The following is a 25,907-nucleotide window of genomic DNA, read 5'->3' on the forward strand; positions in this document are numbered from 1 at the left end:
CGAAAACTAGTGGGTATGCAAGCGTTGATATAGCGCACCATAAGCCTGAGCAGAAACCTGCCAACCAAAGTCCATTGCCATCGCCTGACGCTGCACATAGCGCCATAGCGTAGGTCGGGACCACAACACGAACACACGACGAATCGCGCGGGATAGCGATCCCACGCTGCAATCGTTAAAGACAAACCCGCTTGCCAGACCATCCGCCAAATTCTCCAGCGAACAGTCGGATACCGTATCCGCCAGCCCCCCAGTTCGGCGCACCAGCGGCAACGTGCCATACTTCAAGCCGTAGAGCTGCGTTAACCCGCAAGGCTCAAATCGGCTGGGAACCATGATGACATCCGCGCCGCCAATGATGCGGTGCGAGAAGGCTTCGTGATAGCCAATCTGTACGCCAACCTGACCGTGATATTCCGCAGCGGCAGCCAGAAAACCTTCCTGCAAATCGGCATCCCCTGCGCCCAACACTACCAGTTGGCCGCCCTGCTCCAACAGATCGGGTATCGCGCTTAACGCGATATCGAGTCCTTTCTGGCTGGTCAGGCGGCTGACGATAGCGAAAACCGGCGCCTTATCGTCCACTTTCAGGCCCATCGCCGTTTGCAGATGTCGCTTGTTTTCGGCTTTGTTCGCCAGCGCCTCGCGGCTGTAATGGTTAGTCAGTAAAGGATCGTGCGTCGGATTCCAAATCGTCTCGTCTACGCCATTGAGGATACCGGACAGGCGCCCTTCTTCTTCACGCGTCTTCAGCAAGCCTTCCATACCATAGCCATAGGCTGGCAGCGTGATCTCATGCGCGTAGGTCGGGCTCACGGTCGTAATATGATCCGCGTAGAACAACCCTGCCTTGAGGTAGGAAATCTGACCGTAGAACTCTAGCCCGTAGACCTGAAAGAAGTCGCTCGGCAAGTGAAGATTCGCCATATGTCCGGCAGCGAACAGTCCCTGATAGGCGAGATTGTGAACGGTAAAGACCGATTTCGCTGGGCGGTTGCGAGCCGCCAGATAAGCACAGGTCAGCCCCGCGTGCCAGTCATGGGCATGCACAATATCGGGCCGCCAATAGTGGTCCAGCCCGCACGCCATTTCGCATCCCATCCACCCCAGCAGCGCGAACCGCAGGTAGTTATCGGCATAAGCGTAAAGCGCCGGGTCGTGATAAGGGCTGCCCGCGCGTTCATATAGCTCGGGCACATCAATCAAATAAATACCGACGCCGTTAAAATGGCCGAACAGCAAGGTCACGTGTCCGGCGAAGGTATCCAGCTCACGCACAACCTGTAGGTTAGCAATGCCTTTTTTCAGATCGGGGAAGGCAGGCAAGATGACGCGAACATCCATCCCCGCCGCAATCTGCGCGCCGGGCAACGCACCAGCCACATCCGCCAGTCCGCCGGTTTTCAATAGTGGAAATAGCTCTGAACAAACATGTAAGACCCGCATTATTACTCCCGTTTTGTTCCGATGGTGTTTATAGCTTTTCCAACATCGATCGCGTAACCAGCACGATCCCCTCTTCCGAACGGTAAAAACGGCGGCTATCCTCTTCCGCGTTCTCACCAATCACCATGCCTTCCGGCAAGTGGCAGGCGCGATCGATCACACAACGGCGTAAACGGCAGGAGCGCCCCACGTTGACATCCGGCAGGATCACCGTCGAATCTATACTGCAAAACGAATTGACCCGCACGCGCGGGAACAGCACCGAATGCGTGACAACCGAGCCGGAAACAATGCAACCTCCCGATACCAGCGAGTTCATCGTCATGCCATGGCTGCCGGAACGGTCCTGAACAAATTTGGCTGGCGGCAACGATTCAATGGCAGAGCGAATCGGCCAGTGCCGATCGTACACATCCAGCTCCGGCGTCACTGACGCCAGATCGAGATTGGCGCGCCAGTAGGCTTCCAGCGTGCCGACATCCCGCCAATACTGGTGCTCATCTTCACCTGACGTAACGCACGACAGGGTAAAAGGGTGCGCCCAGGCCAAACGCTGCGAGACAATCTTCGGGATCAGGTCCTGGCCAAAGTCGTGGGCAGAATCCGACGCGTTACGATCTGTTTCCAGCAATTGATAAAGATAGTCCGCATTAAAAACATAGATCCCCATGCTCGCGAGCGCCATATCCGGGTTATCCGGCATCGGCGTCGGGTTATCCGGTTTTTCGGCAAAATCGAGGATGCGATGCTGTTTGTCCACGCTCATTACGCCAAAGGCGCTGGCTTCTTCCAGAGGCACGGGCAGGCAGGCGACCGTGCATTCTGCCCCCTTCTCCACGTGATCAATCAGCATACGTGAGTAGTCCATCTTGTAGATGTGATCGCCCGCGAGGATCACCATATACTCCGCACGGTAGCGCCGAATAATGTCGAGATTCTGGCAAACCGCATCCGCCGTTCCCCGATACCAGTGATCGGTAGAATAGCGTTGCTGCGCAGGAAGCAAATCCACAAATTCGTTCATTTCCGCATTCAAAAACGACCAGCCGCGCTGAATATGCTGCACCAGCGTATGCGACTGATATTGCGTAATCACGCCAATGCGGCGTATGCCGGAGTTCAGGCAGTTAGAGAGCGCGAAATCAATAATGCGAAACTTGCCGCCAAAGTGGACGGCGGGCTTGGCACGCAGCGCCGTCAACCCTTTCAGTCGCGTCCCACGGCCTCCGGCCAAAATTAATGCCACGGATTTTAAAGGGAGCTGTCTTGCCAACATCAGAGGGTCATGCTTGTCGTTGTTCACCATGGCTATCTCCTGATTATTCTTTTTAATGGCTTGCGCTTAGGCGGTCTGTTTTATCAAGACGCATACCGCCTGCGCTTGTCCGTGCCACATTCCGCCCTCAGGCGGGTTCGTCTCATCAAACGGCGGTGAAACCTGCCAGTGGCCTTCTGGCAACATGAACGCGCCGGCATGCAGGCTGGCGTTGACCAGCACAAGCCAACGACCGGAAAGTAAAATCTGTAGCTGATGCTCCCCCTGTTCCCACTGCGGCGGCGTCAAAGGCTGCCCTTCTCTGTTCAGCCACTGCACTGCACCGTCCCCTTCTTGCCACCACGTTTCCTGCTGTAACGCCGGGATCGTGCGACGAAGTTGGATCAATCCGGCGACAAATTCCCGTAAGCCACGATCCGCATGATCCCAATGCAGCCAAGTCAATTCATTGTCCTGACAGTAGGCGTTGTTGTTGCCCTGCTGGCTGTGCCCCAGTTCATCGCCCGCCAGTAGCATCGGTGTTCCCTGCGACAGTATCAGCGTCGTCAGCAGCGCCTTCTGGCTAGCCTGTCGGCGTTGATGGATGTCGTCATCGGCTTCCAGACCTTCCGTGCCGTGGTTATTGCTGAAGTTACTGTCTGTGCCGTCGCGGTTACCCTCGCCGTTGGCGTCGTTGTGCTTATGGTTGAAACTCACCAGATCGCGCAGCGTAAAGCCGTCATGGGCCGTCAGTTTGTTGATAGAGGCGTAAGGCAGGCGGTCGCGCTGCTGGAAGATGTCGCTGGAGGCGGCAAAACGGCGGGCAAATGCGCCGAGAGAAATATCACCATGCAGCCAAAAGCGGCGCATGTCGTCACGATAACGGTCGCTCCACTCGGCGAACGGCGTCGGAAATTGACCCAGCTGATAGCCGCCATGCCCGATATCCCACGGTTCGGCGATCAGCTTGCAGCCCTGTAAGCGGTTATCGTTTTTCATGGCAGACAGCAGCGGTGCAGCGGCGGTAAAATCGGGAGTACGACCCAACACCGTTGCCAGATCGAAACGGAAACCGTCAACGTGGCAAACCTCGCGCCAGAAGCGCAGGCAGTCCATCACCCAGTCCATCACCGCAGGGTGATTCAGGCGCAGCACATTGCCGCAGCCGGTCCAGTTGTGGTATTCACCGCTGTCGCCCAGCCAGTAATAACTGCGGTTGTCGATGCCGCGCTGGCAGAGCGTAGGGCCTTCAACGTCCAGTTCGGCGCTATGGTTGAACACCACATCCAGAATGACCTCAATACCCGCGTTATGCAGGGCCTTCACCGCATCCCGGAATTCATTCAGCGCGTCGTCGCCTGCGGCCAGACTGTTATCCACCGCAAACGGCAGCAGTACGTTATAGCCCCAGTAATTACGCAGCCCAATCTGTTGAAGCCGGGGTTCATCGGCATGCTGCTGCACCGGAAGCAGTTCCAGCGCGGTGATGCCCAGCGATGTCAGATAATCAATCATCACCGGATGACCCAAGGCGGCATAGCTGCCACGAATATCTTCGGGAATATCAGGGTGCAGTTGCGTCAGCCCGCGAACGTGCGCCTCATAAATTACCGTCTGGTTCCAAGGCGTTTGCGGATGTTGGTCATCCTGCCAGTCGTAATCCTCTGCCGTGACGACGCACTTCGCCATAATCTCAGCACTATCGCGTTCATCCCGCTGGTCAATTCCGCCTTGCAAGCTAGCATCATCCACCACCCAGCCATCAAGCTGACGGGCGCACGGGTCTAACAGCAGCTTATGCGGGTTGAAACGTAAACCCTGTGACGGCTCGAATGGCCCATCAACTCGGAAACCGTAGCGTAAGCCAGGCTGCGCATCGGGAAGATAGCCATGCCAGATATCGCCACTGCGCGCGGTTAGCACGATCCGCTGTTCCTGCTGGCGCTCATCAAACACACACAGTTCTACCCGCTCGGCATCCGCCGAAAACAGCGCGAAATTCACGCCATTGCCGTCAAAACTTGCCCCCAGCGGCGTCGGCTTGCCCGTCTGCAATTCCGCCATTTACGCCTCCTTCACCAGATACAGTGTGGCAAGCGGCGGAATAGTCAGAACAAGAGAATGCTGGCGCTGATGGCTGCCCCACTCCTCGCTATAAATCGTCCCGACATTGCCCTGATCGCTACCGTTGTAGTGAACAGAATCGGTGTTCATGACTTCACGCCAGCCACCGGGCTGGTTAATGCCAATCCGATAGCCGTAACGTGGCACAGGCGTAAAGTTGCTGACCACCAGCACTTCATTGCCTTGTTCATCGCGTCGGATAAAGGCGAAGACTGAGTTTTCCCGATCGTCCACCACCAGCCATTCAAAGCCCTGTGGCTGAAAATCCAGCTGATACAGCGACGGTTGCTGGCGATAATAATGGTTGAGATCGCGCACCAGCGCCTGCACGCCCCGATGCCACCCTTCTGGTTCATCCAGCAGATGCCAATCCAGACTGGCGTCGTGATTCCACTCACGCCCTTGCGCAAACTCACAGCCCATAAACAGCAGCTTCTTGCCGGGATAGGCCCACATAAAGCCGTAATAGGCACGTAAATTGGCAAATTTCTGCCATACATCACCGGGCATACGATCCAGCAGCGAACGCTTACCGTGCACCACTTCGTCGTGAGACAGCGGCAGCACAAAATTCTCGCTATAGGCGTACAACATGCCGAATGTCAGCAGATCGTGATGGTGTTTACGGTGAACCGGATCGAGCTGCATATAGGTCAGTGTGTCGTGCATCCAACCCATGTTCCACTTGTAGTGGAATCCTAAACCATTGCAGTCGGGTGGTAGCGTGACGCCCGGATAATCGGTGGACTCTTCGGCAAGCGTGATGGCCGCAGGCGCAGCATGGCCCAGCGTATGGTTGGTGTAGCGCAGAAACGCGATGGCTTCGAGGTTCTCTTTACCGCCGTAATGGTTCGGCACCCACTCGCCTTCACTGCGGCTGTAGTCGCGATAAATCATGGAAGCCACGGCGTCTACCCGTAGCCCATCAATGCCATAACGCTCCATCCAGAACAGCGCATTACCCGCCAGATAGTTACGTACCTCATGGCGGCCATAATTATAAATCAACGTATTCCAGTCCTGATGATAGCCTTCGCGCGGATCGGAGTATTCATACAGCGCGGTGCCGTCAAACTGTGCCAGACCGTATTCATCGCCGGGAAAGTGCCCCGGCACCCAGTCCAGCAAGACGTTGATGCCCGCACCATGGAGCGCGTCAACAAACGCTCTAAAATCTGATGCCGTACCGAAACGGCGCGTTGGCGCATACAGCCCTAGCGGCTGATAACCCCAACTGCCATCGAACGGGTGTTCGTTAATCGGCATTAACTCAACGTGCGTGAAGCCCATGTATTGCACATAATCAATCAGTTGATTCGCCAGCTCCTGATAGCTCAGCCAGAAATTGTTATCCGTATGCCGTCGCCAGGAACCGAGATGGACTTCATAAATGGAGATAGGGGAACGCAGGCTATTCGCCTCGCGACGCGCCTCATTAGTCGGGACTTTCTCGGGCAGCGGCGTAATCAGCGATGCCGTATCCGGGCGCATTTGCGCTTCAAACGCATACGGATCGGCCTTCAACCGGACGCTGCCGTGGCTGTCGATCATTTCATATTTGTAAAGCTGCCCCGCTTTCACGTCGGGTAGAAACAGCTCCCAAATGCCGTTTTCCTTGCGTAACCGCATCGGATGACGTCGGCCATCCCAGAAGTTGAACTGCCCCACCACCGAAACACGTTGAGCATTCGGCGCCCAGACGGCAAAACGCGTGCCCTCAACCCCGTCCAGCGTTTCCAGATGTGCGCCTAGCCGCTCGTAAGGTCGTAAGTGGGTGCCTTCAGCCAAAAGCCAAATGTCCATATCCTGCAACAGCGGGCCAAAACGGTAAGGATCTTCAATCACCCAGGTTTCTTCACGCCAGGTCACGGCTAATTGATAGTGAAAATCATGTTTCCGATTCGGCACTAGACCACAAAAAAAACCGCGTCCATCTACACGTTCCAGCTCAACAATTTTTCGTCCATTGCTAGCATCAACAACCCAAGCTGCGTCCGCATCCGGCAGCAATGCTCGAACTTCAAGGCCTTTGGAGGAATGATGCATACCTAACAGCGAAAACGGATCGGCATAATGCCCGGAAAAAAGTGAATTAATCGCCTCAGAAAACGCTGACATGGTATCCATCCTCTGATTAACCATTTGAATTAAATAAATAAACTATATAAAAAGTGTATTACGCTGCGTTTATATTCTTTCGTCACTTATCTTTAACAAAAAGCCAATAAAAATAATGAGTTATTAGCTTGCTAATGAATAACGGCGACGTGTAAAAATAATGAATACTATGAAAGAGTTCTTGAACCACACCGCCTAATTTAGCGTAGTCAAAGAACGGAGAAATATCTGAGAACTGATGAAGTTTTTCCGTTTATATTTATATGAATAAGTTATGACGCGGGATAATTAGCATCTTTTGTTTAAAGATCGATTCGTCCGCTAGCAAAAAGCAGTACAATTTGGCGATTGTGTATGTTGAGACCCCGCTCATGGTTAGCCAGGTTGATCTAATTCTTTCCCTGTTACAGCAGATGTGTGTTTATCTGGTCATCGCTTATCTGCTCAGTAAAACACCGCTGTTTATCCCGCTGATGCAGGTCACCATTCGCCTGCCGCACAAGCTGGTCTGCTATCTGGTTTTTTCCGTGTTTTGCATTATGGGAACCTACTTCGGCCTGCATATAGACGATTCGATTGCCAATACCCGCGCGACAGGCGCGGTGCTCGGGGGCATGCTGGGCGGCCCTTCTGTGGGCTTTCTCGTCGGGTTGACTGGCGGACTACACCGCTATTCGATGGGCGGTATGACTGCGCTGGCCTGTATGTTGTCGACCATTGCCGAAGGCCTGCTCGGCGGGTTGCTGCATCGCTATCTGGCACGTCGTAACCGTATCGATCTGCTCTTTAAACCACTCGTCGTCGGCCTGACCGCACTGGTTGCGGAGATACTACAAATGGCGATTATTCTGCTGGTCGCCCGACCGTTTGATAACGCCGCTGAGTTGGTGAGGGATATTGCGCTACCGATGATGATCACCAATACCATCGGTTCCGCTATGTTCATGCGCATCCTGCTCGACAGGCGCGCCATTTTTGAAAAATACACTTCTGCATTCTCCGCCAAGGCGCTGCAAATCGCGGCACGCGCCGAAGGGGCGCTGCGTCAGGGGTTCAATCCGCAAAACAGTATGCGCGTTGCCCGTATTTTGTATGAAGAACTGGGTGTCGGTGCCGTGGCGATTACCGATCGCGACAAACTGCTGGCCTTCATCGGGTTAGGCGACGATCACCACAACGTCGGTGCGCCCATCACGTCATCACACACGCGCCGGGCGATAGACAACAATCAGGTGGTGTACGCCGACGGCAACGAGGTGTCTTATACCTGTTCGGTTTCATCGCACTGCAAGCTCGGCTCCACGCTGGTGATCCCACTGCGGGGCGAAGATCAGCGTGTTGTCGGCACGATCAAGCTTTATGAACCCAAGAATAAGCTATTTTCCAGCATTAACCGTACGCTAGGAGAAGGGATCGCCCACCTGCTTTCCGCACAGATTCTGACAGGCCGTTTTGAACAACAGAAACAGCTGCTGGCGCAGTCGGAAATCAAGCTGCTGCACGCGCAGGTCAACCCGCATTTTCTGTTCAATGCACTGAATACGCTGTCCGCCGTGATACGACGCAACCCCGACCACGCCCGCCAGTTGGTGCTGTCTCTGTCGACGTTTTTCCGTAAAAATCTCAAGCGCAGTAACGATGAAGTGTCGCTCAATGATGAGCTGGAGCACGTTAACGCCTATCTGGAAATCGAAAAGGCGCGCTTTGCCGATCACCTGACGGTAGAAATCTCGCTACCGGAGTCGCTGCGCGAAGCGCGACTACCGGCGTTTTCTCTGCAACCGATTGTCGAAAATGCGATTAAGCACGGTACTTCGCAGATGATTGAACACGGACACATCCACATTAGCGGACGTCTGCACGCCAACACGCTGGAACTGTCAGTGGAAGATAATGCTGGCACCTATCAGCCCCGCAGCGGTGGCGATGGTCTAGGCATGAATCTGGTCGACCGCCGTATTAAAGCGCGCTACGGCAACCGCTATGGCATCACGGTAGTCAGCGAAACAGATAAATTCACTCGGGTCGAAGTACGCGTCCCGCTGATTTCAGCGCGCAAGGCATTGGAAAAACTGGATAGCGTGGCGTGACGGGGAGATAGAAGCGTTGCGGGTTGGGTATCGCAGATTAAACACAGCATGAATCTGCGACACGCCATAACGTCAACGTTTCTGCAAACAACGAATATTGTCGTTGATGCGATCCTGAATAGTACGGAGCGTATCCTGCGTGATGCATCCAGGGAACATACCTGCGGCTCTCTTCGCGAAACTGGCAGCGACCTCACCGTATTGCTCTATGATGATATCCACTTGTGATGAGGTCAGATCGGCTTCCTGCACGCCAAGCCTGTGGATCAGCTCACGCGAGATTTCTAATGCTTCGCCCATCACGTCCATTTGATGATATCCCCCTGGGCCTTCACAGTAGGTTACGTCGTATGCTGGTGCCAGTTTCCACTGCCCGGACGATGACATGATATAGGCGAAATTTTTTGTATGATCATCTCGATTATTGAAGATAACGTTAAAGACAACCCGTTCAAAAGCCAGCACTTTCTCTCGGACATCATTGGTACATATCTGAGTTGCGCGCAGAAAATTAGCGTAGTCCAGCGAGCCTGGGCTCTGATAGTTTGCCTCAGTGAAAGCAGCTAGGCTTTGCATCGGGATACGTAAACCGTTTTGTCGATCAAATCGCCTGCTGGCAAACGCTGCTTGCCCGTTGGGCAACTCAATATATTCGGTGTCCGGCGTGTGGATATGGCATTCTCGTAGACATTGCGCATAGACAGCTTCGATAGCACAAACTTCTGGATGTTCCTGTTTTGCTGGAAACTTAAACAGCCAGGCATCCAGACCTGATGCCGCAGATGTCGTCAATGTTTTGGTATCGGGGTCACAATACAACAGCGCTTTGGGCCTCGCCCCTTGAGGCGATCCCCCCATCTGCAATAGCCTTTGCAGGAATTCACCACCTTCTCCATCAAGCACTTCCTGAACTTCAGCAGACAATTGGGCAAGCGGAATATCCTCAGATACTGCGGAGGCTTCAGGCTGAGACGGTTCGAACGACATCGCCCCCATCGCATTGCTGCCGATATAGGTCAGCCGTTCCAAGGGACCAATACGCGCAGTATTGAGACCACGGAGCCTAAACAGACGATCCATCAGCAACATGCCCCAACCATCAGGAAGCGCATCATAGACAGGCCCCGGCAGACCCAGTTGATACGAGGGAAAGCCCCGGGATAGTCTGGGACCGTTCAGAGGCAGCCGAAGTGAAGATAATTCCAGTCCACGGCGAATTGCCTCCTCACTGTACTCAAACATGATCAGTGGACGGCCAGTCAGCGCGGTAGAAGAGGCCAGCCTTCCCCATTGCCAGCGTTCCCCCCACCCCTCGTAGTAAACATCAACGTTATTCACCATCGTTGGAGCTCCTTTTTATACGCCGGCGGGTGGCGTTTTTTTCGTAACGGAGCAAATCATCAAGGCTGTCTATTTTTGGCATAAACAGTGCCGCCAGCTCATTGCTGCGTCCAAGAACCATCGCTACTCTGACCAGATTTTCAAACCCAACATTACGCCCAGATTCCAGGTTGGATACGGTGTTGACGCCAATCCCTGAGCGGGCAGCCACATCTGACTGAGTCATCTGCTGTGACAGCCGTTCCTTGCGCAGTCGCTCACAGAGCAGTTTGACGATTTCGTCAGGTTTACTCATAGATAAATCCATCATATCGTGAGTTATCCTTTTAAAGTGGACTTAACACCCAATATTATAGATTTATTTATTAGTGTTCGACAGAGTTGTGGCGTTAATTTCACCGATAAACGCGATACCGAAGCAAGATAAAATAAACGAAAGTAAATTGCCAAAGAAGCGACTAATAGAGAGGATTTGATCTTATAAACTGGCGCAACACCAAACGATGTTGCGCCAGAAAGCAGGAGAGCTATAGCCAGATAACTACAGCAAGATAACTACAGCAGGATGCGCAGCATACGGCGCAGCGGTTCAGCGGCTCCCCACAGCAGCTGATCGCCGACCGTGAAGGCGGACAGGTATTCCGGCCCCATGTTCAGCTTACGCAGACGACCCACTGGCGTAGAGAGCGTGCCCGTTACCGCAGCAGGCGTCAGTTCACGCATGGTAATGTCGCGATCGTTCGGCACCACTTTCACCCAGTCGTTATGGGTTGCCAGCAGTTGTTCGATTTCCGGCAGCGCGACGTCTTTTTTCAGTTTGATGGTGAACGCCTGGCTGTGGCAGCGCAGTGCGCCGACGCGCACGCACAGGCCGTCAACAGGAATGACGCTGCTGGTGTTCAGAATCTTGTTCGTTTCTGCCTGACCTTTCCACTCTTCGCGGCTCTGGCCGTTATCCAGCTGTTTGTCGATCCAAGGAATCAGGCTGCCTGCCAATGGTACGCCGAAGTTATCGGTCGGCAGCGAACCGCTACGGGTCAGCGCCGTGACTTTACGTTCGATATCCAGAATCGCAGAGGCCGGATCCTGTAGCTCTTTCGCGACTTCGCCGTGCAGTGCGCCCATCTGAGCCAGCAGTTCACGCATGTGACGCGCACCGCCACCAGAAGCAGCCTGATACGTCGCAGCAGAAACCCACTCCACCAGATTGTTAGCAAACAGGCCGCCCAATGACATCAGCATTAGGCTGACGGTACAGTTACCGCCCGCAAAGGTTTTGATGCCTTTATCCAGACCCTGTTGAATCACCCCGTGGTTAACCGGGTCCAGAATAATAATCGCGTCATCTTTCATACGCAGTGAGGACGCGGCATCGATCCAATAACCCTGCCAGCCACTTTCACGCAGCGTTGGGTAGACTTCATTGGTATAATCGCCGCCCTGACAGGTAATGATGATGTCCAGCGCGCGCAGTGCTTCGATATTATAAGCATCCTGCAACACGCCTTGATGGCCGCCCAGCGCGGGTGCAGGTTCGCCATGCTGAGAAGTCGAAAAGAATACCGGGTGAATCACATCAAAGTCGCGTTCTTCGACCATGCGCTGCATGAGAACCGAGCCGACCATACCGCGCCAGCCAATAAAACCAACATTTTTCATGGTAACTGTCCTGCTTTGGGGGTAACAAAAAGAATTCTGGCTAACGTCGATAGCGCTTAGTTATTGCTGACTCAGTGATCTGCCGCAGAGGCTGCGCGTGTCGTGTCGTAAACCTGTAAATTATCGTGTCGTTCAACCTTACAAAATGTACATAAAGTCGCAAGTGAATTTATTCGATAGTACGGCATTTTTCAGCAGTCATTCTAATATCATCAACCTGGCACAGGATAATAACGTTGGTCAGTCCATGAAGATGGCCCCGGTCAGGAAACACTGTTTTGGGAGTAAAGAACCAACATGACAGAAATGATCTCTGCAACAGTACTGCTGTTGCTCATAATGGACCCACTCGGCAACCTGCCGATTTTCATGTCCGTACTCAAGCACCTCGACCCTAAACGCCGACGTGTGGTGCTGATCCGCGAAATGCTGATTGCGCTCGGGCTGATGCTGATTTTCCTGTTCGCCGGTGAACACATTCTGGCGTTCCTGAATCTGCGCACCGAAACGGTATCTATTTCCGGCGGTATCGTGCTGTTCCTCATTGCGATTCGGATGATTTTCCCCTCGCAGGAAGGCAATAGCAGCGGACTGCCAGCTGGAGAAGAACCGTTTCTGGTGCCAATGGCGATTCCATTGGTGGCGGGGCCGTCGATTCTGGCTGCGCTGATGCTGCTTTCCCACCAGTATCCCAATCAGTTATCCCATCTGACGCTGGCACTGTTTATCGCCTGGACGATCTCTTTCATCATCTTGCTGATGTCTGATTTGTTCTTGCGTTTGCTGGGTGAGAAAGGCGTGAGCGCGCTGGAGAAATTGATGGGCCTGATTCTGGTGATGCTATCGACGCAGATGTTCCTCGACGGCATACGTGCTTACATGAAGTTATAGACGCGTCGTTGTCCCCAATGTCTTAGTCACATTTTTTATGCCGACTAATAGACGGTTTCGTGCGCGATAATACCGTAATTTCCATGCTACTCCGTAGCACGCGCCCGACGCAGGGCGCTCAGTCGCCGCCGCCCTGCGAACCCAGGCTTCCGGCTAAATCATGCCGCTACGCGGTGCCATCGGCGTTCATGATCACCCTTCGAGCCACCAGTGACGCGTTCCATACGCGGCACTGGCTTTCGCGGCATCCATGCCGCTCACTCGGTGCTCATGATCACCGCTGCATAATTTTTACGCCGGATTAATGTCAAAACCTTCCCTTGTAAGAGGAGGGTTAAACACATCAGAGGAAAATGCTCCCCACTAACGCGATCAGGAACGCGATGGTGCCGAGCAGCGTTTCCATCACCGTCCAGGTTTTCAGGGTCGTTTTCTCATCCATTTCGAGGAAGCGGCCAACCAGCCAGAAGCCTGAGTCGTTCACATGCGACAACACGGTCGCACCACCCGCAATTGCCACCACGATAAAACAGAGATCGAACTGGCTCAGGCCGGGAGTCGCCGCAACCGCAGGCGCCATCAGCGCCGCCGTGGTCGTCAATGCCACCGTCGCCGAACCCTGCGCGACACGCAGCGCCGCAGACACTACAAACGCGGCCACAATCACTGGCATACCGGTATCAGCCAACACGCCAGACAATGCATCACCAATACCGCTAGAACGTAGAACACCACCGAACATACCGCCCGCACCGGTGACCAAAATAATTGAGCAAACCGGCCCCAGTGCGCCTTCACAAATCTTCTCAAGATGTCTACGGCTATGCTGGCCGCTAAACATAATCATGGCGAACAAGACGGTAATCAGCAGCGCAACCGGCGTTTTCCCAAGCATCCGCAGGAACTGCACCAGACTGCTATCACCACTGATGACGCCCATTACCGTCAGGGTATTCAATCCCGTATCGAGGAAAATCAGGATCAGTGGCAGCAACAGCACCCACATCACCACGCTGAACGGAGGCGGCGTATGCTGCTCATCCGCTTTGACTTCAGTCAGGAACGTTGACGGCAACGGCAAATGGAATTTTTTACCCGCCCACAGGCCGAACAGATAACCGCCAAAATACCAGGTGGGGAAAGCAATCACGGCACCCACCAGCACTAGCAGACCAATGTTGGCCCCCAGCAGTTCGCTAGCGGCAACCGGGCCGGGATGTGGCGGCAGCAAGGCGTGCATAACGGCAAAAGCGCCCGCAGCAGGGAATGCATAGGTTAGCGTTGAACCGCCAAAACGTTTCGCCACACTGAAAATAATCGGCAGCATCACGATCAGCCCAGCGTCGAAAAAGATCGGGAAGCCGAACAGCAGCGAGGCAAGACCCAGCGCGAAAGGCGCACGTTTCTCACCAAATTTATTGATTAGCGTATCCGCCAGCACATTCGCACCACCGGTAACTTCCAACAGGCGGCCAATCATTGCCCCCAAACCAACCAGCAGGGCAACGGATGCCAACGTGCTGCCGAAACCACTGAGCAGCGTAGGAACGAGTTTCTCGAAAGGTGTTTTTGTCGCCAGCGCCGTGATCAGGCTCACCAGCGTCAACGCCAGAAACGCGTGAACGCGGAAGCGCATAATCAGCACTAGTAACAGTGCGACCGAACCTGCGGCGATGGTTAATAGCACACTAGCACTATAAGCGGATGTTATTTCTGTCATCGTTAATAATCTCTTTAGGGCACCGGTCTGGATTGGCTGATTGTTTGTGAGGTGTATCGCGCCATCATTTGATACCGGCAATATGATACGGGTAACATGTTAAATTCCGGAACCATTAAGTATCATTTGATTTACAATTTGGGATAGAGATCAAATTATGTCAGGTCGAAGCATTATTCTGATGGGCGTATCAGGCAGTGGAAAATCCTCAGTTGGCACTGAACTTGGCCGCGCCATTGAGGCAAAATTTATTGATGGCGACGATCTGCACCCACGCGCCAATATCCAGAAAATGGCCAGCGGTACACCGTTGAATGATAACGACCGCGCACCGTGGTTGGAGCGGATCAGCGATGTCGCCTACAGCTGACGGGCGGCTTCGACGTTATCAAACCCGACAGCCATATCCAGACAGGGTGAAACGGAATCCATCAGTTCCACCACCGGAATGCCAGCAACATCCAGCATCTGACGCGTTCGCGGCGTGTGGGTGCGTTCAGCCAGAATAAGCCCGTCAATGTGATACGACAGCAGTGAAGTCAAACGCTGTTCTTCTCTGTCAGGATGATAGCCATAATGCGCCAGCATGGTCTGGTAACCGTGCGCTTCCGCCGTGCGTTCAATCCCACGCAATACCTCAGCGAAAACCTGATTGGTTAATGATTGCAACAATACGCCAATCGCCCGGCTGGTAGAGCTAGCGAGCATATTAGGTGCAAGATTAGGGATATAACCCAGCTCATCCAACGCGATGGCGATCTTTTCCTGCAAGGCGGCGGACACCTGAGCGGGGTTACGCAAATAGCGGCTTACCGTCATTTTGGTAATCCCAACGCGGTCAGCAACATCCTGGGGAACGGGTCTTTTCTTCTTCATCGTCGACTAAAAATTCCTGAAAAACAATAACCTAAGTCTAGCAAAAAAAAACGAAAAGAAAGTAAAGGTGGAGGGGATTAAAATAATTTAAGTGTGCCAGAAAATACGGAAGGTCCTTTAATTATCCACTTTAATAATAATGATTTAGCTTATTTTAGCGCTTCCTATCAATTACCCCAACGCCTAAATATTAAAAACATTACTAATGAAAATTAATATTTACTCTTTTTTATACCTTATTTAATAGATTTTCAGAATATGACTGTCTGATAAGTGCATGTAAAAAATGACAGGTGACGTTATAGCACTTAAATATTATGTCTCTGTCATTAAACCTTGGCCTGAATAAGGAAATATTTTATGAATATTAAACAGAAAATAAACGCAATGACGCTGGAAGAGAAAATAGGACAAAAGCTCATGCTGGACTTTCGCTACTGGGATCCAACGGGAAAAAGCAATCAGGACATGACAGTTCCCGATGAAACGGTAGGCAAATTAATCACGGATCACCATATTGGTGGCGTGATCCTGTTTGCAAACAATCTGAAAGATAAGCAGCAAATTGAAAAACTGACAGCTTGGTATGCCGCGATGGAAACCCGTGGCGGCGTCCGATTATTCATTAGCACAGATAACGAAGGGGGCAACGTTTTCCGCCTACCTCGCAGCGATTATGCATCATTTCCCGGTAATATGGCGCTATCTTCAGCGATTGAAGGGGGTTCCGATATACAGATTGCCAGTGAACAGGGCCGTCTGATGGCACAAGACATGATTTTTATGCATATCAATACCAACTTTGCACCGGTCGTTGATGTCAACACTAACCCTTTCAACCCAGTCATTAACGTGCGCGCTTTCAGCGACGATGCGGACACCGTTTATCGTTTGGCGGAAAAAATGACGGCAGGCATGAAACAGCAAGGATTGATTACCGCTTACAAGCATTTTCCGGGGCACGGTAGTACATCCACGGATTCTCATACTGGCCTGCCTCGTGTCGACCGCACACGAAAAGACGCCTTTGCCATTGATATCATGCCTTATAAGCGGGCTATTGATAACCAGGCAGCACCGGATATGGTCATGACGGCTCATATTCAGTATCCGTCACTGGATAACTCTCAGGTTACTACACGTAGTGGTGAGAAAATTACGGTGCCTGCGACCATGTCACATGCGATCCAGACTGATATCCTACGCGGTGAGTTGGGTTATGCTGGCGTGACGATTTCAGATGCACTGGATATGGGCGCAATTGCCGATCACTTCAGTCAGGAAGAAGCCGTTCGACAGGTGTTCACCGCTGGCGTAGATATAGCCCTGATGCCCATCAGTATTTCATCTCCGGATCAGATAAAACTCTTGCCAGACTTGATCCAGCACATTGTGGACATGGTGAAGAAAGGGAACATCGGAGAAGCCGAGATTGATGCATCGGTAGAGAGAATTTTAACCCTCAAAGCACGGTATCACCTTTTATGTGAGAAAAAACAAACCGTCGCTGACGCCTCTGCAACACAGGGATACGAGGTAGAAAAATACATTGCCGATCGTTCCATAACCGTGGTGATCAACCAGCAATCACTGCTGCCATTAAAAGACAAAACCCTGCGCTATTTTATCCTGACGCCCTGGGGAGAGCAGGCCAAAGGCATTGCAGCCGTGATGACACAGGAGGGATATCTGAATGTGGTTGCTGCAAAGGAAACGGAACTGACCGATGCCCAAGTCAGAGATCATATTTCCAACTGTGACATATTTCTTCTCGGGACGCTGTCAACCAGCTTTACGCCAGTTGAGCTGGATGGCATCGCCACCGCACAAGCAAAAGACGGTGTCGCTAATAATCCTTACCCTAGCTGGTTACGACATGCTACCGATTTGGGGAAAAAACGCGTTCACCTTTCTTTACGCGCACCGTATGACATTATCAACTACGCTGGCGACGTTAATGCTGCTGTCGCAACCTATTCCTATTACGGGTATGACAACGGTATCTGGCGTGGTCACTCGATGAGATCTTTGGCAGAGGTACTGACAGGTAAGCGCGCTCCACAGGGGAAACTCCCTGTCAATATCTGGCAAAACTACGATGTGGAAACGAATACCGGTACGGTGGCATTTCCCAGAGGGTTTGGACTGAGCTGGTAATGTGGCAGAAATAAGCCCGCGTCCTTTCCTACGCGGGCTTATCCGTTATTTCTTCGTCGTCGTTATACTGGCGGCAAATCAAACAGCAGAATTTCGCTGTCTTCGCTGGCGTGTACAGAAATAGCCGTTTCGTCCCAAACAGCGAACGCATCGCTGGTTTCCGCTTTCTGGCCGTTAATCTCTACACTGCCGCGCACCACTTGAACCCAAACGCGACGGTCAGCCTGAATCTGATACACCGATTGTTCCTGCGCTTTCAGCGCCCAGCGCCACAGCGTCATGTCCTGAAAGACTTTCAGCGAGCCTTCACGCGCATCCGGTGACAGCACCAGTTGACGCCCTTGAAGCACATCAAAACGCTTCTGCTCGTAGCGCGGTGTCAGCCCGGTTTTTTCCGGGATAATCCAGATTTGATACAGGTGCAGCTGTTCATCTTTGCTGGCATTGTACTCAGAGTGACGAATGCCCGTTCCCGCGCTCATAATCTGGAATTCGCCCGCAGGCACCTGCTCTTTATTTTCCATGCTGTCCTGATGCTCAACCGCACCAGACAAGACATAGGTCAAAATTTCCATATCTTTGTGCGGGTGCGTGCCGAAGCCCTGACCGCCGTCGATAAAGTCTTCGTTAATCACGCGCAGTGCTGAGAATCCCATGAAATCAGGATCGTAATAATCGGCGAATGAGAACGTGTGCCAACTGTCGAGCCAGCCGTGATTCGCATGTCCGCGATCCTGCGCTTGACGTAAATAGATCATGTTCTTTCCTCCTGAGTTTCTGATAAGGAAAGTGTAACGGGCGGCGGTAAATAAGATAGCGCAAAAAACTCACCGCTCTGTTCGAAAAATCAGAACGGGATGAAGGACTCTGGAGCGAGGAAATAGCAAAAAAAAAGCCAGCACCCGAGCTGGCTAAATAATACTGGAAGCAATGTGAGCAATGTCGTGCCTTCGCAGGGAAGCTGGATCGTCATAAACACCCTTAACAAATCATCGTTAAACAATTTATCGTTAAACAATTCATCATTAACACAGGTACATGACATCGTTCCCCGGAACGCACAGCAATAATAATCATTATCATTCGCACTTGTAAAGTGCTTTTTGCGATAAATTCTTATTCTCAATACGGACTGAAGAACGGCCCGCTTTGCTCCCCTTCTGCTCTTACTCTGGCTGCGCTAATGACCTCGCCAACAGCGTGATCGGGTGCTCACATAACTTGCTGGTCGACATCTCAATCTGCCATTTACAGGTTTCGCAATCCGTCACCACGATATCGACACCGCTTTCTTCAATCTGCTGGAACAGCGGAGCGCCAATGCCCTGCGACGTGGCATAATTCTCTTTCTTGAAACCGTAAGTACCCGCAATACCGCAGCACTGGGAATCCAGCATCACCAGTTCAAGACCGGGGATGCGTTGCAGCAGCGCTAAGGTATACGCCGTCCAGCCCATCCGTTCCAAGTGGCAAGGCGTGTGATACGCCACCCGCAGCGGTAACTTACGCAGCGGCAGCGTTCGCCCTTCTTCTTCCAACAGGCGATAGAGCTGACGCGTCACGAGTTCGATACCATCGCGCACATGGCCGTTGTCCACACCCAACAGATGTGGGTATTCGTCCCGCAGCGTGAACGTACAGCTAGATGACGTCGCGACCACTGGCAGGGATTTCTGATTGATCGCCTCATCCAGCGATTTGATATTCGCATGCGCCTGCTTTCTAGCCTTGTCGTGAAAACCATTCGCGATCAGCGGTACACCGCAGCACTTCTCTTTATTCAGCAACTGGACGCCAATGCCCATCGCGTTGAAGACCTGAACCAGATCTTTCCCCAGCTGTGGGTCGTTGTAGTTCACATAGCAGCCGTGGAAGTAAGCGACCTGCTCATCATAAGCCTGCTGCTTTGCAGCCTGCTGACGATACCAGCGCCGAAAGGTGCCGAACGAATATTTAGGCAATTGACGACGATGGTCGATTTTCAACGCCTTATCCAGCAGTTGGCGCACTGGTTTCAGGCTGGTAGCCGTATTGACCAACGGCGCAAACGGCGTGGCAATCGACCCCATGAAGTCGGTATGGCTCAGAATCGCGTCGCGCAACGTTGGCTTATGATTGCTGTGTGTCGCTTTCGCACGCTGAATAATGTCGCCAATTTTGACATCCGATGGGCACGCAACCTCACAGCGTTTGCAGTTGGTGCAGTATTTCAGCGCATCATCGTACAGCGCCGGATCTTTGCGGCGCAGGCGCTCGCCGTCCGGCCCAGCCTGTTTCGGGCCAGGATAAAGCGGATTCACACGCGAAACCGGGCAGTACGTAGTACAGACCGTACATTTGATGCAATCTTCAAAACTGTTATCGCTAAGCAGGCTCATGGATTGCCCTCCTTCAGGATCTGTTCGGCAACATGGAGCGCGCTGAGTAAGGAAACGCCAGCCCCACATCCCTGCACAATCGGGTCGAAGCCTTCCAGCACCGCGCCAATCGCGTACAGATTGTTGACTGTCTCACCCGCGATACGCGGGTGCAGGTGTTCATCGACAATCGCGCCAAATTGCATATAGGGCTGCGGCGCAAACACGTCCTGCTGGCTCCAGCCTTCGCGCTGGTCAGCAAACCGAACATCCAGCCCAAAGACCGGTTCAGTCACCCGATCGAACTGTGTCACTAGCCCGTTACTGAAGAAGCTACCGCTCGCCAGCACCGCGTGCTTCGCCCGCAGCGGAATATCACGGTGATGGTGGCTATGGACTGCGATCTCCTGCGGAGACAACGAGGCGCGCACCGCGCGATCGCCCGGCATCACCATGCCACCCAATTGGCGGAAACGCTGTGACAGCGCCTGATGCAAACGTAACCCGAGTACTGACGGCGGTAATGTCGGCAGCAGCAGCACCGGTTTACCTAACGCATCAGCGAGTTCACTCACGATCTCGGGGCTGTCCAATCCCAGACAGGCGGGCATGATGATGGCATCATTACCGTTAGCCAGAAGCGATAGCTCTTCCACCAGCGCCGAGCGGTTTTCAGGTCGATCCAGTAGACGAGCGATATTTACCGCACGGAATTCACTGGGATTTTGACGCAACCGATCCAGCACGGGCAGCTTGAGTTCATCACTACGTGCCGCGATCCCCTGCGTCTGAAGCGTGCCAGCCACGATTCGGGACTGAAAATCCAGAAAGCCTTCAATACCGGCAATGAGCGGATTGTCGCCAAAATGCGAATCCGCTAGGCCACGCGTGACACCGTCAACCGGGCTTAGCCAGCATGCACGAAACTTACCTAACGGCGTCATACGCCAGTGGTTCTGCTGATGATTGCCCAACAGGGAGATATTGCTGCGTTCCAACAACGCCTCGACCTGTGGTAACAGTGCGGCAACCGCCGCCGCACCCATACGAGAATAAGGGTGATGAGGGGCCTGACGCGCCAGCTCGTCCAGCGCATCGAGCGGCTGGCTAACGGGCTGTCCGTCAGGGAGATGAGAAAGCAAATCCAGCGCCCCGGAAGAAAAATGCAGTGCATTCTGCCCAGCACTGACAATCGCGCAGCGTTTTCCCTGCTCTGCCAAGCGGATACCACAGGTCAGCCCTGCCAGCCCGCCGCCGATAATCACAACGTCATAGCGCATGACGATCCTCCTGACTGTCGCTGGCCGTTAGGCCGCACAATCCCTGATAAATCCAACTGGTAAACTCGCTTTCGCGCAGCGCATTGCCCCACGCAACCGGGCGAATGCCTTTCCAGCGTTCGTTTAAAAACTGGCTAAGCTGCGTAAGCGACTGCTCTGGCGTCGCGGTGCCCAGACGGCACAACAGCCCTGCCGCGCGGCAGGCGCACAGCTCACCCTGACAGGTGCCCATGCCAACGCGAGTACGCCGGCGTAAATCAATCAGGTTATTCACCTGCAATGACTCCACGGCGTAGCGCACTTCACCCGCCGTCACGGCCTCACATTCGCACACCAAACTGCGGTCCAGACGTTCACCGGACAGCATTCGCCCAGCGCGTTCACCGTGGCGATAAATCGCCGAACCACGTAGCGGCGCAGAGAGCGGTTTTGCCGCGGGATACGCTGACAGGGCGTGGGGGACGGTTTTCACTTCATCCAGCGATTCAGAACCGGGCAGCGGCGTCTGTGCAGTCGAACAGGCAACATCATGACCCAGCTTTTTGCAGATAGCGTCCGTCACCCATTCCGCCATCAGGCGATAGGTCATCAGCTTGCCGCCGGTGATGGTAATAAATCCTTCCAGCCCGTCGCGGCTAGCATGGTCGAGCAGCACAATGCCGCGACTCACGCTACGCCCGCTGGGATCGCTATCGTTGGCAACCAAAGGTCGTACACCCGCATAGGCGCGTAGAATTCGCGTGCTTGCCAGCGCGGGAGCCAGCATCGAACCTTCCCGCATCAGCGTTTCCACTTCAGCAGGCGTCACCAGCATATTGTCGATCTGATCGTAGTCGATGTGGGTTGAGGTGGTGCCAATCAGCGAAATGGTATCGCCCGGCACCAGAATGTCGGCATCTGCCGGTTTGCGACAGCGGTTGATCACCATATTGTTGATGCGATGTCCAAGAATTAGCAGTGCGCCTTTTGCCGGGAACATGCGCACGCGCAGATCGGCATATTCCGCAATGTGTTGTCCCCAGATACCACCGGCATTGACCACCACCTGCGCGTATATTTCTGTTTCTACACCTTTTTTATGGTCGAAAACGCGCACACCGGTAATACGGTCACCCTGACGAATTAGCCCGATGACCTCATGATAGGTCAACACTTCCGCGCCGTGCTCACAGGCATCAATCATGTTGGCCGCCGTCAGGCGAAAAGGATCGACAGAGCCATCCGGCACGCGCACCGCGCCAATCAGCGTCGGGTTTGCTGCGGGTTCCAGCCGCAGCGCTTCCTGCGGATCCAGCGCCTGCGCGCCAATCCCCGCCTGCTGGCAAGCGGTAATGAACTGCGCCTGCCAGCCGAGATCGTCTTCCGGCAAGGTGATAAACAAACCGTCGGTAGGCTCAATACAGTGTCGGGCGATCCGCCGGAGAATCTGGTTCTCTTCAATGCATTCGCGGGCAGATTCACCATCCGTCACCGCATAGCGGGCACCGCTATGTAATAAGCCGTGATTACGCCCGGTAGCCCCAGTCGCAATATCATAACGTTCAAGCAACAAGCAGCGCAGTCCGCGCAGGGCACAGTCTCGTGCCGTACCCGCCCCTGTCGCACCACCACCGATGACAACCACGTCAGTTTCACGCCAGTTCCCAGTGTTTTGCTTCATGTTCTCGCTCCAGGCGGGGATATAGAGGATATGTATGTTGCTATTGGGACACAAAAAGAAGGGTTAATGTTTGATAAAGAGCAAAAACGAACACTAAACGAAAATAAAGGGGAGTTTAAAAACCATAAGTGTGATTTGTATCACTAAAACCACACTGTGAGATTTTCCGATTCTGTTAACATGAGCGCAAAAATCGTCACAGTTTCATAAAAGTGTAACATTAGCGTCATGAATCACACTCATTTGTACGCTAGCCCCTTACAATAACGTTCGTAATAGAACAAAAAAGCTATCGTTTTTTTTCGCATTGGAGATATCTATGCTGAGTATTTTTAGGCCCGCCGCCCACCAGCCACGCGTGTCGCAAGATCACGTCGATCCCGTCTATCGTCGCCTGCGTTGGCAGATTTTCATGGGGATCTTTTTTGGCTACGCCGCCTACTATCTGGTACGTAAAAACTTCACACTGGCGATGCCTTATCTGATTGAACAGGGCTTCTCACGTGGTGACCTTGGCTTTGCGCTGTCCGGTATCTCCATCGCCTACGGCTTTTCCAAATTCATCATGGGATCGATATCCGACCGTTCTAACCCGCGAGTGTTCCTGCCCGCCGGTCTGATTCTGTCAGCTGCGGTCATGCTGTTCATGGGCTTCGTACCGTGGGCAACGTCAAGCATTGCGATTATGTTCGTCCTACTGTTCCTGTGCGGATGGTTCCAGGGCATGGGCTGGCCGCCGTGCGGACGTACTATGGTTCACTGGTGGTCACAGAAAGAACGTGGCAGCATCGTATCTGTATGGAACTGTGCGCATAACGTCGGTGGTGGGCTTCCCCCTCTGCTGTTCCTGCTGGGTATGGCCTGGTTCAACGACTGGAAAGCGGCGCTCTATATGCCGGCATTCGCCGCCATTCTGGTTGCCATGATCGCTTTTGCACTGATGCGTGACACACCGCAATCTTGTGGTCTGCCACCGATTGAAGAGTACAAAAACGATTATCCGGTTGATTACAATGAAAAAGCAGAAGAAGAGCTGACCGCTAAGCAGATCTTCATGCAGTACGTTTTCCCGAACAAACTGCTGTGGTATATCGCTATCGCCAACGTGTTCGTTTACCTGCTGCGTTACGGCATCCTCGACTGGTCACCGACTTACCTGAAAGAAGTTAAACACTTCGCACTGGATAAATCGTCCTGGGCGTACTTCCTGTACGAATACGCGGGTATTCCGGGCACGCTGCTGTGCGGTTGGATGTCTGATAAGGTGTTCAAAGGTAACCGTGGTGCAACGGGCGTGTTCTTCATGGTACTTGTCACCATCGCCACCGTCGTTTACTGGATGAACCCAGCCGGTAATCCGGGTGTGGACATGGCCTGTATGATCATCATCGGCTTCCTGATTTACGGTCCGGTTATGCTTATTGGTCTACACGCGCTGGAACTGGCACCGAAGAAAGCGGCTGGTACTGCGGCGGGCTTCACCGGCCTGTTCGGCTACCTCGGTGGCTCCGTTGCCGCCAGCGCCATCGTCGGCTACACCGTTGACTTCTTCGGTTGGGACGGCGGTTTCATGGTGATGATCGGCGGCAGCATTATGGCTGTGCTTCTGCTGGTTGTTGTTATGCTGAATGAGAAAAAGCATAAAGCAGAGTTAGCCAATCGCGCCTAACCCGCTCTTGTAAGCATCCCTCTGGCGGCGTCCTGATGACGCCGCCTTTCTCTCGACAGAAAGAGGTTTGATCGCATGAACGTTACCGTAACATCTCTGATCTCCGCCCTTGCGCTCTCCGTTTCCTTTAGTGTTTCTAGTCACTCGAGTATTTCCACTTCATCAACTGACAAAATCGTCATTGCCCACCGCGGTGCCAGTGGCTATCTGCCCGAGCATACGCTTCCGGCGAAGGCGATGGCCTACGCTCAGGGTGTCGATTATCTGGAACAGGATCTGGTACTCACCAAAGACAACGCGCTTATTGTCCTGCACGATCACTATCTGGATCGCGTTACCGATGTGACAGAGCGTTTCCCTCAGCGTGCCCGTAAAGATGGACGCTTTTACGCCATCGACTTCACGCTAAAAGAGATCAAGTCGCTGAAATTCACCGAAGGGTTCGACATCAAAGACGGCAAGCAGGTACAGAGCTACCCAAACCGTTTCCCGATGTGGAAATCCGACTTCCGTATTCATACTTTTCAGGAAGAGATTGAATTTATTCAGGGTCTGAACCACTCAACCGGCAAGAACATTGGCCTCTATCCTGAAATCAAAGCACCGTGGTTTCACCATCAGGAAGGGAAAGATATCGCCCGCGAAACGCTGACGGTGCTGAAGCAGTATGGCTATACGGAGAAAAGCGATAGGGTCTTCCTGCAATCGTTTGATGTTGCAGAGTTAAAGCGTATCAAAACCGAATTGCAGCCGCAGATGAAAATGGATCTGAACCTGATTCAACTGATCGCCTATACCGACTGGAATGAAACCTACGAAAAACAGGCCGATGGGTCGTGGGTGAATTACAACTACGATTGGATGCAAAAGCCCGGTGCAATGAAACAGATTGCGACCTATGCAGACGGTATCGGCCCGGACTACCACATGCTCGTTCAGAAAGATTCGACGCCTGACAGCATCGCCTTTACCAATATGGTGAAGGAAGCGCATCAACATAAACTTCAGGTGCACCCGTTTACGGCAAGAGCCGACAGGCTACCGACGTACGCCAAAGATATCGATCAACTCTATGACATTCTCTACCATCAAGCGGACGTTGACGGCCTGTTCACCGATTTTCCCGACAAAGCAGTCGATTTTCTGAAAAAGCCGCGCTGAAGTTCTCATGCTAGTCATTTAAGCATGGATTGAGAGGGAAACACGATGATGAGGCTCCCGTAGGGATGCCTCGCACCGTGGTCACCCTCGGTATCTCGATCCT

The 25,907-nt window shown here is 53.1% G+C and carries 17 protein-coding genes and 2 pseudogenes; 6 read left to right on the top strand and 13 right to left on the bottom strand.

Annotation, left to right across the window (positions count from 1 at the left end):
* Positions 1-6 precede the first annotated feature (6 nt).
* Genes glgA through glgB form a run of 4 tightly spaced genes read right to left on the bottom strand, consistent with a single transcriptional unit; the run spans position 7 to position 6,943 of the window.
* The gene (gene glgA / locus GZ59_RS20190; protein WP_011095619.1) at positions 7-1,446 is read right to left on the bottom strand and encodes a glycogen synthase GlgA; all 1,440 of its coding nucleotides are present in this window, start codon (positions 1,444-1,446) and stop codon (positions 7-9) included.
* A 28-nt stretch (positions 1,447-1,474) separates the two neighbouring features.
* On the bottom strand, positions 1,475-2,752 hold the full coding sequence (gene glgC / locus GZ59_RS20195) for a glucose-1-phosphate adenylyltransferase (RefSeq protein ID WP_011095620.1): 1,278 nt from the start codon (positions 2,750-2,752) through the stop codon (positions 1,475-1,477).
* Between the two features lie 36 nt (positions 2,753-2,788).
* On the bottom strand, positions 2,789-4,765 hold the full coding sequence (gene glgX, locus GZ59_RS20200) for a glycogen debranching protein GlgX (RefSeq protein WP_011095621.1): 1,977 nt from the start codon (positions 4,763-4,765) through the stop codon (positions 2,789-2,791).
* Positions 4,766-6,943: a 1,4-alpha-glucan branching enzyme gene (gene glgB, locus GZ59_RS20205; protein ID WP_011095622.1), complete on the bottom strand. Its 2,178-nt coding sequence runs from the start codon at positions 6,941-6,943 to the stop codon at positions 4,766-4,768.
* Positions 6,944-7,314: 371 nt separating this feature from the next.
* On the opposite strand from glgB, the gene GZ59_RS20210 reads away from it, so the two are divergent.
* Positions 7,315-9,033 (top strand): sensor histidine kinase, encoded by a 1,719-nt coding sequence (locus GZ59_RS20210; protein ID WP_011095623.1) that lies wholly within the window; start codon positions 7,315-7,317, stop codon positions 9,031-9,033.
* A 72-nt stretch (positions 9,034-9,105) separates the two neighbouring features.
* Here GZ59_RS20210 and GZ59_RS20215 read toward each other — a convergent pair whose 3' ends face one another.
* The 3 genes from GZ59_RS20215 to asd form a co-directional block, all read right to left on the bottom strand.
* On the bottom strand, positions 9,106-10,374 hold the full coding sequence (locus GZ59_RS20215) for a type II toxin-antitoxin system HipA family toxin (protein ID WP_011095624.1): 1,269 nt from the start codon (positions 10,372-10,374) through the stop codon (positions 9,106-9,108).
* Positions 10,364-10,684, bottom strand: a complete 321-nt coding sequence (locus tag GZ59_RS20220; protein ID WP_011095625.1) for a helix-turn-helix domain-containing protein — start codon at positions 10,682-10,684, stop codon at positions 10,364-10,366. The genes GZ59_RS20215 and GZ59_RS20220 overlap by 11 nt, the downstream gene beginning before the upstream one ends.
* 245 nt (positions 10,685-10,929) lie before the next feature.
* On the bottom strand, positions 10,930-12,033 hold the full coding sequence (gene asd / locus GZ59_RS20225) for an aspartate-semialdehyde dehydrogenase (protein ID WP_011095626.1): 1,104 nt from the start codon (positions 12,031-12,033) through the stop codon (positions 10,930-10,932).
* A 297-nt stretch (positions 12,034-12,330) separates the two neighbouring features.
* Between asd and GZ59_RS20230 the strand changes: the two genes are divergently transcribed.
* Positions 12,331-12,924 carry a YhgN family NAAT transporter gene (locus GZ59_RS20230; RefSeq protein WP_011095628.1) on the top strand — a complete coding sequence of 198 codons (594 nt, stop codon included), beginning with the start codon at positions 12,331-12,333 and terminating at the stop codon, positions 12,922-12,924.
* Between the two features lie 343 nt (positions 12,925-13,267).
* Here the strand turns inward: GZ59_RS20230 and GZ59_RS20235 are convergent, their stop codons facing one another.
* Positions 13,268-14,644, bottom strand: a complete 1,377-nt coding sequence (locus GZ59_RS20235; RefSeq protein ID WP_011095629.1) for a GntP family permease — start codon at positions 14,642-14,644, stop codon at positions 13,268-13,270.
* 157 nt (positions 14,645-14,801) lie between these two features.
* On the opposite strand from GZ59_RS20235, the pseudogene GZ59_RS20240 reads away from it, so the two are divergent.
* A pseudogene (locus GZ59_RS20240) lies at positions 14,802-15,011 on the top strand (adenylyl-sulfate kinase); the annotation flags it as partial.
* Here the strand turns inward: GZ59_RS20240 and GZ59_RS20245 are convergent.
* Positions 15,008-15,520: pseudogene (locus tag GZ59_RS20245) on the bottom strand (LacI family DNA-binding transcriptional regulator); the annotation flags it as partial. The pseudogenes GZ59_RS20240 and GZ59_RS20245 overlap by 4 nt on opposite strands.
* A 360-nt stretch (positions 15,521-15,880) precedes the next feature.
* Here GZ59_RS20245 and GZ59_RS20250 point away from each other — a divergent pair.
* Positions 15,881-17,677: a glycoside hydrolase family 3 N-terminal domain-containing protein gene (locus GZ59_RS20250; protein ID WP_039294114.1), complete on the top strand. Its 1,797-nt coding sequence runs from the start codon at positions 15,881-15,883 to the stop codon at positions 17,675-17,677.
* Between the two features lie 62 nt (positions 17,678-17,739).
* Here the strand turns inward: GZ59_RS20250 and GZ59_RS20255 are convergent, their stop codons facing one another.
* The 4 genes from GZ59_RS20255 to glpA form a co-directional block, all read right to left on the bottom strand.
* A complete protein-coding gene (locus tag GZ59_RS20255; protein ID WP_039294117.1) occupies positions 17,740-18,435 on the bottom strand; it encodes a pirin family protein in 696 nt (231 codons plus the stop codon).
* Between the two features lie 408 nt (positions 18,436-18,843).
* Positions 18,844-20,055, bottom strand: a complete 1,212-nt coding sequence (glpC, locus tag GZ59_RS20260) for an anaerobic glycerol-3-phosphate dehydrogenase subunit GlpC (protein ID WP_011095634.1) — start codon at positions 20,053-20,055, stop codon at positions 18,844-18,846.
* Positions 20,052-21,314 (bottom strand): glycerol-3-phosphate dehydrogenase subunit GlpB, encoded by a 1,263-nt coding sequence (gene glpB, locus GZ59_RS20265; protein ID WP_039294119.1) that lies wholly within the window; start codon positions 21,312-21,314, stop codon positions 20,052-20,054. The genes glpC and glpB overlap by 4 nt, the downstream gene beginning before the upstream one ends.
* Positions 21,304-22,974 (bottom strand): anaerobic glycerol-3-phosphate dehydrogenase subunit A, encoded by a 1,671-nt coding sequence (gene glpA / locus GZ59_RS20270; RefSeq protein ID WP_011095636.1) that lies wholly within the window; start codon positions 22,972-22,974, stop codon positions 21,304-21,306. The genes glpB and glpA overlap by 11 nt, the downstream gene beginning before the upstream one ends.
* A gap of 319 nt (positions 22,975-23,293) precedes the next feature.
* On the opposite strand from glpA, the gene glpT reads away from it, so the two are divergent.
* A complete protein-coding gene (gene glpT, locus GZ59_RS20275) occupies positions 23,294-24,643 on the top strand; it encodes a glycerol-3-phosphate transporter (protein WP_039294122.1) in 1,350 nt (449 codons plus the stop codon).
* Positions 24,644-24,718: 75 nt separating this feature from the next.
* Positions 24,719-25,804 (top strand): glycerophosphodiester phosphodiesterase, encoded by a 1,086-nt coding sequence (glpQ, locus tag GZ59_RS20280; protein ID WP_039294124.1) that lies wholly within the window; start codon positions 24,719-24,721, stop codon positions 25,802-25,804.
* Positions 25,805-25,907 lie beyond the last annotated feature (103 nt).

The sequence above is a fragment of the Pectobacterium atrosepticum genome (genome assembly GCF_000740965.1).
GTDB classification, from domain to species: Bacteria; Pseudomonadota; Gammaproteobacteria; order Enterobacterales; family Enterobacteriaceae; genus Pectobacterium; species Pectobacterium atrosepticum.